Annotated in this window: 10 protein-coding genes; 5 read left to right on the plus strand and 5 right to left on the minus strand. The window is 40.0% G+C overall.

The annotated features are described in order from the left end of the window. Positions 1-648: 648 nt before the first annotated feature. From BM073_RS11655 to BM073_RS11665, 3 genes are all read right to left on the minus strand, one after another. On the minus strand, positions 649-4,509 hold the full coding sequence (locus BM073_RS11655) for an AAA domain-containing protein (RefSeq protein WP_091654350.1): 3,861 nt from the start codon (positions 4,507-4,509) through the stop codon (positions 649-651). Next, the gene (locus tag BM073_RS11660; RefSeq protein WP_091654351.1) at positions 4,510-5,322 is read right to left on the minus strand and encodes an SDR family oxidoreductase; all 813 of its coding nucleotides are present in this window, start codon (positions 5,320-5,322) and stop codon (positions 4,510-4,512) included. It abuts the gene before it with no gap. A gap of 273 nt (positions 5,323-5,595) precedes the next feature. After that, entirely contained in the window at positions 5,596-6,756 is a 1,161-nt protein-coding gene (locus BM073_RS11665; RefSeq protein WP_175557899.1) for a DUF4221 family protein, read from the minus strand. Between the two features lie 92 nt (positions 6,757-6,848). Here BM073_RS11665 and rlmD point away from each other — a divergent pair, with 92 nt between their 5' ends. Both rlmD and BM073_RS11675 read left to right on the plus strand, forming a co-directional pair. Beyond that, a complete protein-coding gene (gene rlmD, locus BM073_RS11670) occupies positions 6,849-8,255 on the plus strand; it encodes a 23S rRNA (uracil(1939)-C(5))-methyltransferase RlmD (RefSeq protein ID WP_091654355.1) in 1,407 nt (468 codons plus the stop codon). After that, entirely contained in the window at positions 8,252-8,629 is a 378-nt protein-coding gene (locus BM073_RS11675) for a hypothetical protein (protein WP_091654357.1), read from the plus strand. The genes rlmD and BM073_RS11675 overlap by 4 nt, the downstream gene beginning before the upstream one ends. Before the next feature lie 104 nt (positions 8,630-8,733). Here the strand turns inward: BM073_RS11675 and thiL are convergent, their stop codons facing one another. Both thiL and mce read right to left on the minus strand, forming a co-directional pair. Then, positions 8,734-9,762, minus strand: a complete 1,029-nt coding sequence (gene thiL, locus BM073_RS11680) for a thiamine-phosphate kinase (RefSeq protein ID WP_091654358.1) — start codon at positions 9,760-9,762, stop codon at positions 8,734-8,736. Positions 9,763-10,191: 429 nt separating this feature from the next. Beyond that, entirely contained in the window at positions 10,192-10,593 is a 402-nt protein-coding gene (mce, locus tag BM073_RS11685; RefSeq protein WP_091654360.1) for a methylmalonyl-CoA epimerase, read from the minus strand. A 224-nt stretch (positions 10,594-10,817) separates the two neighbouring features. Here mce and BM073_RS11690 point away from each other — a divergent pair, with 224 nt between their 5' ends. The 3 genes from BM073_RS11690 (at position 10,818) to BM073_RS11700 (ending at position 13,085) form a co-directional block, all read left to right on the plus strand. Further along, positions 10,818-11,144, plus strand: coding sequence for a HesB/IscA family protein (locus BM073_RS11690; RefSeq protein WP_091654361.1), 327 nt, complete (start codon positions 10,818-10,820; stop codon positions 11,142-11,144). 139 nt (positions 11,145-11,283) lie between these two features. Then, positions 11,284-12,378: a glycine cleavage system aminomethyltransferase GcvT gene (gene gcvT, locus BM073_RS11695; protein WP_091654363.1), complete on the plus strand. Its 1,095-nt coding sequence runs from the start codon at positions 11,284-11,286 to the stop codon at positions 12,376-12,378. Beyond that, entirely contained in the window at positions 12,375-13,085 is a 711-nt protein-coding gene (locus BM073_RS11700) for a 2-phosphosulfolactate phosphatase (RefSeq protein ID WP_091654364.1), read from the plus strand. The genes gcvT and BM073_RS11700 overlap by 4 nt, the downstream gene beginning before the upstream one ends.

The following is a 13,085-nucleotide window of genomic DNA, read 5'->3' on the forward strand; positions in this document are numbered from 1 at the left end:
AAGGAAAGAAAAACTACTCGGGGGCATCGAGCCCCCAAGTAGTTTGCCCAAGAGAAGAACCTCTGGCTCATATATGCCCGATGGAATTTATAAATGAATGTTGAACCAAACGGTCAACGTTATTTAGGGATGTACACTTTCCAGCTTTCTCACTTCAGATTTCAGACTTCTCAAAATATCTTCCAGACTTTCTTTGTAAAAGATTAATGAAAACCAAATCGCTTCTCCGAAGCTCTTGTTTACTCCCTATTTTAATCTATTCTACAACCAAAACGCCTCTCTGAGGCTGTTTGCAACCCATCCTGTAAATAGCACCAGAGGTGTGATTTGGTAAATACTTTAAAAAATTCTTTGCTTCTTTTCTTCTTTGCGGGAGAATATATCGCTGCGACACTGCGAGCTTTTTTTTACAAAACCTGCTAAAAGACTTTGAGATTGCTTCGTCGTCGCACCTCCTCCTCGCAAAGACGGTACGATTTCAGCTTTCTCAATTTTGCTTTCATACTTTATGAGGCTGCTTCCTTCCTCGCAGTGACGACACTATTGAACCCACAAGCATCCCAAACTGCAAACTGCCTACTGACTACTGCCTACTTTCAGCCTTTCCAGCTTTCACACTTCAGATTTCAGACTTTCCAGCTTTTTCACTTAAGCCTTCATACTTCCTCCCCTGCTCCAAACCATCTTCCATTTCCAGCCTTTCTCTTCCAATAAAATAGGATGATAAGCTAAGGCTGCTTTGGCCGTGGGTGAATTATAAAAGCGTTGATCATCAGTTAAAATAGCAACCTGATCACCAGAAGGGTCAGCTCGAAGCAAATCCATAACCGCCGAAGGTATATGACTGGAATAAGTTGAATCGCTTTCCATCAACTTCTTTTTCAAACTCCAATCAATTTCAAATTTTTCAGCTTCAACTTCCGGAGCAGGAACGGCTCTCTGCTTGCTTTGCTTCTGAACCCAAATCAAATAGGATCTTAAAAGGGATAAACCAGGATTTTGCAATTGACCGGAACGAAAGTCTTCTGGATCTATAGAAGATATCAGGTGTAATTGCTTTCTGGCTCTACTGATAGCCACATTGAGACGGTTTTCCGCTCCCGATTTACTCAATAAGCCAAAATTCGTTACTAATTTCCCTTCCCGATTGGGAGCATAACCCAAAGATAAGATCACCTGATCAAACTCATCCCCCTGTACATTTTCTATATTTCGAACTTTGATTCCTGCCTGCCCAAGCCCTTCTTTCCAAAGCCTCTCCCGAATCAACTCCATTTGAAAATAGTTGCCTGTCACTATTCCAATACTATCTTCTGAAGAATCTTTTTGAATTTGCCTAACTCTAGTCAAAACTGCATCAGCCTCCACTTGATTGACCTGATTTTCCCAAATCCCCTCTACCTTTTCCCAGGAAAAAGAAGTTTTTCCGGCTTGAATGGTTGCATAGTCCGGAAGGGTTTCCAATTGACCTTCATAAAAATGGGTATTGGAAAAATGAATCAAGGCAGGGTCAGCAGACCGATAGTGTCCCTTTAGCCTAGCACTTTGGAAGAAATTCCCAGCTAACTCCAACAATGACTCTGCCTCAAACTCTAAACCATCCTCCTCACTTTCCCATTTGACCTGATAGAAATCTGAAGGCCGCAACTGTTTATTATCACCTGCAATAACCACCTGCTTTCCGCGAAGCATGGCCGGTAAACCCAATTCAACAGGACATTGGGAAGCTTCATCGAAGATCACCAAATCAAATTGGTTCCTTAGAGGGAAAAGAGCAGATACAGTCTCCGGACTGGCTAACCAGCAGGGCAAAAGTTTAAATACCTCTTCACCCAATTCCTGAACCAATTTTCGAATAGCCCAACGCTGCCTTTTTTTACTAACCTGATGCAAAAGCTCTCTATAAGTCACCCTGTTTCCAAGTCGGTTGTATTCCAAATGCTGACTCATTTGCTCCCGTAATCTCAAAAGAGCCATATATTGAGACAAGCTTCTTTTTTCCAAAATAGACTTTCGAAGCTCCTCCAGCTCTGACTCCATTTTCAGGGAACCTGCCTCTGCCAATACAGGAAATCTCCTTTCCAACTCTGCAATCCAGGCCAAAAACCAGCCATTCCAAAAAACCTGAACTTTGTTAGCAATACTTTCTTTGGAAAACTCTTGCCAAAGTTCTAATCCTAAACTTTGATTATCCCATCCTAGTAAAAAGCGATCAAAAGCCACTAATTCGGTATAAACCACATTCCAGTTCAATTCATTTTCCGGTATACAAGAAGAAAGCCCTTGTTCTAAAAGTGATTGAATCTGAGATTCGCTCAACCACGTTTTCCAAAAAGTCCAAGAAGCACATCCCTTCTCTAATACCTCCATCCATATTTCTAATTGTCTGAAAAGATCATTCGTTGGGTTCAAAAGAGAATGCCAATCACCCAATTCCTGCCAAGCGTTTATCCAATCTAAGGCAAGATTTAAGCGATGAATATCGAGTTCAGCATCTTCCGAAAAAGGAATAGCCAAGCTTTGAGGTATAGCTTGTTTTTCTTCCTGAAGTTGGATTCTGATTTGAAGTTCCTCTTGAATATCCCGAAGAATGCTAGGACCTAATTTCAGCTCATTGCCCTTCAAGAGTCCAAATACCAAAGGGTACTTTGATTGGTTCAAATTGACCCAAAGCTTTCCGAAAAATGATTGGGATTTAGAAAGCAAAACTTCTAATTCTACTTGATATGCCTGGGGATCAGCTTTCAATTCAAATTTCAATTGAGCCAATTGTTTTTTCTCTTCAATCAAGAAAAGTTGTTGTTTTCTAAGCTTTTTAACTTGCTCTTTCTCTAAAATCAGATGAGAATCCAATTTTTCAGAACTCAACTGCTGCAAGGAATTATAGGCTCTGTGAAACTTCTGGAGTTGATTTTGAATTTGAAGCTCGGTGCTCACTTCTTTTTTCGCTAAACCAGAAGAATCTAACTCAAAAAGCTGTTTTCTAAAGCCCTCCACTTCCCAAATTGCCTGAGAAATACGGGGAAAATCAGCAGCTTGAACTTGGGCAAATGACTTTCTTTCATTCCAAAAACTAGGCTCAAACCTTTCCTGGTAGCGCGCATAGATTTTAAAATCTTGTTCAAAAGTCTTTGCCTGTTCCTGATTGAGTTTTAAAAGGCTGCTAGATTTTAGGGCAGGTTTCTCCAAATCCGCATGGAGGTACATCGCCTTAATTGGCATACCTGCAATACTATTATCAAAAAGAGCCTGACGAAAATCCTCCAATTTATCAGAAAGTCTGGCTATGCTTCTTGAGTTTCTAGAGATTTCTCGTTCCAAATGAATGGCATCTATTCCTCTATTTTGCTCTTGATAGGCTTCGATGGATTCGATCTGCTTTTTAATTTTTTCAAAAAGTAGATTTCGATCCCCCTGAAAATCATGTACCAAAGCCAAAAATTGGCCAAACCCAACTTTTGCCATACGCTCAAAAACCACATCCAGAGCAGCTCTCTTTTGAGACACTACCAAAACCTTCTTTCCCCGAGCAATAAAATCTGATACCAGATTGGAAATTAACTGGGATTTGCCAGTTCCGGGAGGACCCTCTACTACCATACTTTTACCCTGTCGAACTTTCAGGAACACATTTTCCTGTGATGCATCCAAAGGAAAAATAGGAAACATCGCATCTTCTCTGGGAAAGGGGCGGTTTTCTGGTGCTTCAAAATGGGCTGAGAACAAATCTTCAAGACTCATATCCTGGCCTTCAGCATTAAGCTCCTCATAATCAGAAAAAAGGAAGCTCCCTTTTTGGGCAAAAGGACCCAACACAGCATAGGGTTTTAAAGTAAGCTTTCCTTCCTGATACTGATTCTGATCCACTTGAATCTGAGAATTAGGAAAAGTCTGAATCCGATCTTCAAACAAATTGGATTGAACTTGAATAGAGAAATTACTTTGTACTATCTGATTGAGAGCAGTTCTAAATTCAGTAGGATCAGCAGGTAAATTTTCCAATTGCTCATCAGAAAAATTATCCGGTAATCGCTGTTTGGTGGCATGCCTCCAGGCCAACAAAAAGGCCGGATTCCATCTCCAAGGTTCCGAGGAATTCAATTTCCATTGAGAATCAATCCGCTCTAACCCGACTGGCTTGAGTATCAATGGAGCTCTCATTAATTGTCCATTGATCAACTTCCCCTCCACAAATAGCCAAGCCAGATAAAGACTTTGCTCTCCGGTTTCTTCCTGAATTAATTGATCTCTAAAAGCCAAGCGGGAAAGACTTTTTGAAAGCTGATTGGAGCTGGCTGATCTCGGATCCAATTCTGGAATTAAAGAAACCTGCCTTTTGCCTTGTATTAGCTTTCGAATCAGTTCAAATGCTGGCGCTCCGGTCAAAAAATCAAAATCCTGCAAATCAATCATCCCAAATCCACTCAATCTTGGCATATACAGGGATCTGTTTTTAGTCGACAAATCCGTGAGCCGATTGAGATAAGTTTGAAAGATGGATTCGGGCATTTATTTAAAAGGCGAGTCTTTTTCTTTGGCCATTTGATTATACACAATTCCATCCAGAATTCCCGGCATCCATTTATTCAGAAACACGGCCAATTTTCCCTGAAAAGTTAAAACCATATCCCTCTTTCTTTTCAATGTTGCCTTCAAAATATGTTGTGCCACTTCCTCTGAAGTCATCATTTTGGCTTCGTCACGGGGGGATTCTCCTTGAGAGGAACCATCAGCTGTCAAGGCAGTATTTCGGATATTGGAGGCTGTAAAGCCTGGAGCGACAACGAGAACATGTACTCCTTTTTTCATCACCTCTGTACGGAGGGATTCAAAAAATCCATTCATCGCATATTTACTCGCAGTGTAGGCTGTTCGGGCAGGAGTGCCTCGGTAACCATTGATGGAAGAAATCCCGATGATCGAGCCTTTGGATTTTAAGATTGAAGGAAGGCAATATTTGGTAGCATAGACAGTCCCATAAAAGTTGGTATCCATCACTTTTCTAAAAACCTCCATATCCAAGTCTTCAAACAAAGCTCTCATGGAAATCCCCGCATTATTGATCAAGATATCAATCCGTCCAAAATGTTTGATTGTTTGTTCGGCCATGTGACGGTTATCCTCCTCCTTAGCAGCATCTGCCAAAATCGAATAAACCTGAATACCAGATTCCTTTAATTTTTGCTCAGTATTTTTCAGTTTCTCAGGATTACGGCCAGTGATAGCAATTTTCGCCCCTTGCTTTCCAAAAATTTCGGCACATGCTTCACCGATTCCTGAGGTAGCTCCAGTAATGAGAACGACTTGATCTTTGAATTTCATGAATACGGTTTAATGGGTTAAAGATAGGGAATGAGAAGCCTTTTGAAAATCAGAATATAAAATCATTCAATCTGATTACCTCAATCTTGCCACTTACCATAGTTTCTTAACTTAACCTACTGGAAGACCGATGACTGAAGACCGAAGCTTCCGTTACCTTGCCTGATTTTGGTTGTCGCAATTCTGTCTACTTACTGGTAAGAAAGCGGAAATTCATATCATTCAATAATCAAAAGCAGATGTCTTTGATCTGTCGTTAAACAAATCAATCTTTTACTCTATAATTATTCTCTGAAAAACCTTCTCATCTTCCACATCCTCGGGTGTGACAGAAATATATGGACCATCTTTTAAAATAATGAAATCAAAGCCTCCAAATTTGGGAATTGAATCCAAACCAAACTCACCAATTCGGTTTAAATTTTTATCATAAACAATCATGTATTTTTTATTGGCTTTTCCAGCTCCTTTACGATTGACTATTCTATTTAGCGACTCATCGTCATATTTTTTATAAACAACCCTCCAATAAAGCATTCGAAAAGGGTCATAATTAAAAGAAAAATAATAATCAGTACCATATTGATACTGAATCATTCTATCTGACTGAATATCCTTGAAGTCTATGAAAACCGGTGGATCAAGCTGATCACTCCTCATCAGAAAATATGGCTCCATTTCCTCAGTCTTCAGGTTTAACTTGTAGATAGAATCTGCCAAAGGAAAGCTGACAAGCATGAAATCGGGGTCATCTGAGTGGGATATACTAGGAAGTATATGATCGGGATTACCCCAAAAATCACCGGTTTGATATAATTCAGGATACCCTAGCAAAGTCGTGTAATCACCCGATTTCAAATCCAATTTGATTAAAAGGTTATTTCTTTTGTATTGGCTTTTAAATGGATCTTGATCAGGAATGCACGGGATGTATAAATACCTCCCACGTTTAAAAATCCTAGATTTAGATGTTACCCAGGGAAGAACTGAATCTTCCCCTGGCATATTACTATCATTTTCTTTTAGTCTATATCTTTTCAAAACTTCACCTGAAGAGTCAGCCAAGCTTACCTGATAGCGATACCTATCAATCAAAAATATAGAATCGTAATCATGAAAATAAAAGTCAGTCACTCCACCAACTTCATTGGGCCCTCTTCCATCAAATTTTAATACTAAATCCATCTCAGGGTCATCCAATGAATTGACAAATAAGTAATTGGGGTCAGAATCAAAGTAATTCAAATGAATAAACAGAACCTCTCCATCTTCCCGAAAACTTAGCTGAGAGAGAATCGAAAATTCAGTGGATAAATTATTGATCGGAATTACCTTCTGACTATAAGAGTCAAGCTTAATGAGATTTACTTTTTTATATTTTTCGGAACAAGAAAAAATCAAAAGTGAGATGCAAAAAACAAACAATGACTTCATTCTACTATTTTTTAATAATAGGCCTAAATATATAATATTTTCGTTTACAGTTCCGTTTCTCACAGCCATCTTTTTTCCCTAATTTTGCGGCCATGTCGAGAAAAATGAAAAATAAGGTCATCACCAACCTATTGATCGAGCGGATTGCTTCCGAAGGGAAGTGCGTAGGGCATCATGAAGGAAAAGTGGTTTTTGTCAATCAGGTTGCTCCCGGAGATGTAGTGGATGTTCGAATTACCAGAGGAAAAAGCTCCTTCATGGAGGGTGAAGCAATTCACTTTCACGAGTATTCCAAGGACCGAATCGAGCCATTTTGCTCGCACTTTGGCACCTGCGGAGGTTGCAAATGGCAACATATCAATTACGATCTTCAGAAAAACTACAAAAGACAGCAGGTAGTTGACCAATTTCAACGAATCGCCAAAGTCCCTATTCCTGAAGTACTTCCGATCTTAGGATCAGAAAAAACCAGGTACTACAGAAATAAGTTGGACTTTACTTTTTCCAACAAAAAATGGCTAACCCTAGAGCAGATCAGATCGGGAGAGGATTTTGACCGAAATGCCTTGGGCTTTCATATCCCCAAAATGTTTGATAAAATCATCGATATCGAACATTGCTACCTTCAGGGAAACATTTCCAATGATGTCAGAAATGAGTTAAGAGCTTTCGCTTTGGCCAACAAACTCAGCTTCTATGATATTCGTGAGCAAGTGGGCCTATTGAGAAATCTCATCATCCGTACCACCTCTACTGATCAATCCATGGTCATTGTGCAGTTTGGTGAAAATGATCCTGCCGGAATCGAGTTGGTGATGGAGTTTTTGAAGAATAAATTCCCGGAAATCACGTCTTTGCTTTATGTGATTAACACCAAAGGCAATGAAACTTTCCATGATCTGGATTTAGTAACCTATGCTGGTTTGCCGTATATCGAAGAGGAAATGGAAGGCTTAAATTTCCGAATCGGACCTAAGTCTTTTTATCAAACCAACTCAGAACAAGCTTACGAATTGTATAAAGTCGCACGGGAGTTTGCCCAATTAAAAGGTGATGAAGTGGTGTTTGATCTTTATACGGGTACTGGCACAATCGCCAATTTTGTTGCTAAGCAAGCCAAGCAGGTAATCGGCGTTGAGTATGTAGCTGCGGCAATTGAGGATGCCAAGTTGAACTCAAAGATTAATGAGATAGAAAACACTCTTTTTTATGCCGGTGACATGAAGGATGTATTAAACGAAGAGTTTATCCAAAACCACGCTGCACCGGATGTCATTATTACCGATCCACCAAGAGCAGGCATGCATGAGGATGTAGTGAATATGCTTTTGAGATTAGAGGCTCCAAAAGTTGTCTATGTATCCTGCAATCCTGCCACTCAAGCCAGGGATATTGCTATGATGGGAGAAAAATACCAAGTGGAACGAATTCAACCTGTTGATATGTTCCCTCAAACCTATCACGTAGAAAATGTCGTACTCTTAACGCTCAAATCATGATATCTGATTTCAACGATCCAGAATTAAGCGGGAAATATCTAGGAACAATTACCTCGGATTTTGTCAAAATCTCTGATTTACTAAAAGAAGCCTCCTACCAGGTAAGGTCCAGAGGCTTTTCGGACTTCCCGATTTTTCCAATTTCTAAAGAGATGCAACCCATCGGTAAAATATTCTTGGGGAAAGCGGAGAAAAATCTAGACTGGAATTACTTCATCACCTATGTAGATGAATTTGTCCAACGAAAACTGATCGCTGAGGATGCTCTGGAAGAATTTAAAAAGGCCTACAAAGATCCAGATGAGTTTTGTTGCCTATTTGTCATTGATGGAGCCTTTACCAGCTTCGTCTATGTGCCTTATCCGGAAGAGTAGGTAGACAATTCAATTCTAATCCTCCAAGCCTATCAAAATGCTTGGAGGGTTTTATTTTATTATAAAATTTCCCGCAGATTATCGCAGATTAAATTTTCCTAATTCTAAAAATGCTTCCAGCCTTGAGCCTTTAGCTGAACTGCGGTTCCACTTTTGGTAACCAAGAACTTCCCTTCTTCAGGTTTGGAAATATGTCCGATGAAATGGATATCCGGATGCTTTTCCAACTTTTTGAAATCCTTCTGATCTATTGTGAAAAGCAACTCATAATCCTCTCCTCCATTCAGTACGCAAGTAATTGGATCCAGATTTAGTTCAACAGCTGTATCGAAGGTTTGCTTATCGATTGGCAGTTTATCCTCATAGATGGTGGCTCCCACATTCGAAGCTTTGCAAATATGAAATATCTCTGAGGCCAAACCATCCGAAATATCCATCATAGATGTAGGTACCACATCCAATTCCCTCAACTCATGAATAATATCCATTCGTGCATCAGGCTTCAACTGTCGGCCTGTCACAATCGTGTATTTTTCCAAATCCGGTTTCATATCTGGGTTGGCCAAGTATACTTGTTTTTCCCTCTCCAGAATCTGAAGCCCAACCAATGCTGCACCCAGATCTCCAGTCGCGCAAAGGATATCATTTACTTTTGCACCGTTTCTATAGCTAATTTGCTCCTTTTTAGACTCTCCTATAGCTGTCACAGATATAACCAAGCCACTTCTTGAAGCAGTAGTATCTCCACCTATCAAATCCACCCCATAATGCTCACATGCTGCATGTATTCCAGAATACAGTGCATCCACAGCCTCCACAGAGAATCGATTGGAAAGAGCGATGGATACTGTGACTTGCTTGGGGATTGCATTCATCGCCGCCACATCAGAAATATTCACTGCTATAGCTTTGAACCCTACATGAGGTAGTGGAGCATAAGCTAGGTCAAAGTGAACACCCTCCAAAAGCAAATCAGTAGTGATTACTTTGACATGATCTCCAGCTTCAATCACTGCAGCATCATCTCCGATTCCTTTGAGTGAAGATGAGTTTTTGATGGCTACTTTTTCATTCAAATGATCAATGAGTCCAAACTCACCAATTTCGCTTATTTCTGTTCTCTTTTCTGACATTTCTTGGTATGTGATTCGTTGTTGAGTTATTAGTTATTGGGTTATCGGTTAATGAGATATTAGGTATTGAGTTATTGGTTATTAGAATTTAGGGCCATGTTTAAAGCTCCAAATTGATACAACAGCCAGGAAAACCTCGGGCTGGCAATACTACCTACTGCTTCTGCCTACTGCCTACTTTTCAGCTTTCTCACTTCAGACTTCTGACTTTCTTTTTCAGCTTTCTCACTTCAGCTTTCTGATTTTCCTAATAGCCTTCGACTCCCTGTCTGACGACCAGGCAGGCGCTCAGGCTGACATTACTGCCTACTGCTACTGCCTACCGCCTACTTTTCAGCTTTCTCACTTCAGACTTCTGACTTTCTTTTTCAGCTTTCAGACTTTCTTTTTCAGCTTTCTCACTTCAGCTTTCAGACTTTCCACTACTGCCTACTTTTTTTCTTGGCACAATTCCACCAACACCCCATTCGTGCTTCTGGGATGCAAAAATACAACTAATTTATTGTCGGCTCCCTCTTTGGGCGTTTCATTCAATATTTCGAACCCTTCTCCTTTTAATCTAGCTACTTCTGCATGGATATCTTCTACATCAAAAGCAATATGATGGACTCCAGGAGATTTTTTTTCCAAATATTTGGCGATGGCACTTTCTGGCCGGGTCGCCTGTAACAATTCCACTTTGGTTTCTCCCACTTGGAAAAAGGAAGTTTCTACGGCCTCTCCCTCCACTACTTCTGTTTTAAAATGCTTTTTACCTAGGAGTTTTTCAAAAAGTAAATTGGATTCCTGAAGATCTGCAACAGCAATTCCTATATGTTCGATTTTCCTCATTTATAGTTTTATTTCGTTCAAATGTCTAGTCTAATGAATCTATCTAAAAGCTGAATTATTGTCAAATCCGTCTTCGGTCTTCGAGCTTCCCGCCCGCAATCAAAGCGAAAATGAACAATAGTACGATTCCTGCTATTTAGATTTTGTATATTTGTATTTGAATCTTTTCAGCATGCAGCATGTTCTGCATCTGAGTTAATTTGAAGACGTAAAGTTATAAATATATGATCATCGTTTCTGACAAGGCCAAAGAGCGTATTTTGGAGTTGAAAAAAGAAGAAGGCCGAACTGAAAATGAAAACATCCGAGTTTCCGTCAAAGGCGGAGGCTGTTCAGGTCTTATGTATGATTTAGGCTTTGATGCAAAAACCGTGGATACAGACCATGTATTTGAGGATAAAGGCATCAAAATAATCGTAGATCGCAAAAGTTTATTGTACCTAGCTGGTACTACATTGGAATTTACAGATGGACTGAATGGAAAAGGATTTCAATTCATCAATCCCAATGCAAGCAGAACTTGTGGCTGCGGAGAAAGTTTCTCTGTCTGATTCTCCACTTCTGGAATTTATCGACCAATAAAAACATGTTAGGCAACCTCATCAGGTTGCCTTTCTTTTTGGGCTTAAACCTAGCCCATTTTAGACTTCATTCCTTACCTTTGCCCTCGTTAAAAAAAGAACCCAAATAATGGAAGATCAAATTAAAAAAATCCAACTGAATGACTTGCACATTGCCTTAGGAGGCAAAATGGTGCCTTTTGCTGGTTACAATATGCCTGTAAGATACAGTTCTGATAACGAAGAACACCTTTGTGTCAGAAATGGAGTTGGGGTATTTGACGTTTCCCATATGGGTGAATTTATGGTCGAAGGACCAGAAGCTTTGAATTTGATCCAAAAAGTCACTTCAAACGATGCTTCAAAATTAGTAGATGGGCAGGCTCAATATTCTTGCTTCCCGAACGAAACCGGAGGAATTGTAGATGATTTGATCGTGTACAAGTTTGCTGAAGAAAAATATATGCTTGTAGTCAATGCATCCAATATTGATAAAGATTGGGCCTGGGTGAATAAGCACAATACCATGCGAGCTCGATTGACTAATATTTCTGATCAAATCTCACTTTTTGCTGTTCAAGGCCCTAAAGCAATCGAAGCAGTTCAGTCTTTGACCCCCGTGAATCTTTCAGAGGTAAAATTTTACCATTTTACCGTAGGTGAATTTGCAGGAGTTCAAGATGTGATTATCTCTGGCACAGGATACACTGGAGCTGGTGGATTTGAAATTTATGTGAAAAACGAGGATGCTGAAAAAGTCTGGAATGCCATTTTTGAGGCGGGAAAAGATTTTGACATCAAGCCGATCGGTTTGGGCGCAAGAGATACCCTGAGAATGGAAATGGGCTATTGCCTGTATGGAAACGACATCAATGATGAGACTTCCCCTCTCGAAGCGGGATTGGGTTGGATCACCAAGTTCACAAAAGATTTCATCAACTCAGAAGCGCTAAAAGCTCAGAAAGAAGCTGGTGTAGACAAAAAGCTAGTAGGGTTTATCATGCAGGAAAGAGGAATTCCAAGAGGACATTATCCTATTGTAGATGAAGCCGGAATCACTATCGGTGAAGTAACCTCCGGAACTCAGTCTCCATCAATGGGTGTGGGAATTGGTTTAGGCTATGTGAAAACAGAATTCAGCAAACCTGGAACAGAAATCTTCATACAGGTTAGAAATAAAAATCTGAAAGCTCAGGTTGAAAAACTACCCTTGCTGAAAGGATGAGAAACATTGAAGTCTGCTTCAGCCCAGAATTAATTCATTTGCATGATTTGCAAGGGAAAATCGTGGTGGTAGTCGATATTTTTCGGGCTACCTCCACGATGATCGCTGCTTTGGCAAATGGAATTGATGAAATCATGACTTTCGCTGATTTAGAAGCCTGCCGAGAAATGAGAGGCAAAGGTTATTTGATTGCAGCTGAAAGAAATGGGTTGAAAATTGATGGTTTTGATTTAGGGAACTCCCCGGTAGCTTTTTTGAAGGATGATTATTCCGGGCAAAAGTTGGCAATGACTACGACCAACGGAACTTTGGCCATATCAAAATCCAGTCAGGCTGATGAGATATTGATCGGAGCTTTTCCCAACCTATCTGCTACGGTAGCTTATATTCAGCAGCAGGAAAAGGATGTTTTGGTTCATTGTGCGGGATGGAAAGGCAGATTTAATCTGGAAGATTCTTTATATGCGGGAGCATTAGTCAAATCCTTGGAAAGCACTCATGCTGCTGAAGAAGATGGTGCATTAGCGATGAAATCACTTTTTGAAAAGGAAGGACATCAACTTTCAGCTTATTTAAGCAAGGCATCTCATGCCAAAAGACTTCAAAATCAAGGAATAGAAGCAGATATTGATTTTTGTCTAACCTTGGATCTGTATGATTTGGTGGCGAAGGTAGAGAATGAGAAGGTGAAACCAATTTCCTTTTAA

Source organism: Algoriphagus ornithinivorans (genome assembly GCF_900115305.1).
Classification (GTDB): Bacteria; Bacteroidota; Bacteroidia; order Cytophagales; family Cyclobacteriaceae; genus Algoriphagus; species Algoriphagus ornithinivorans.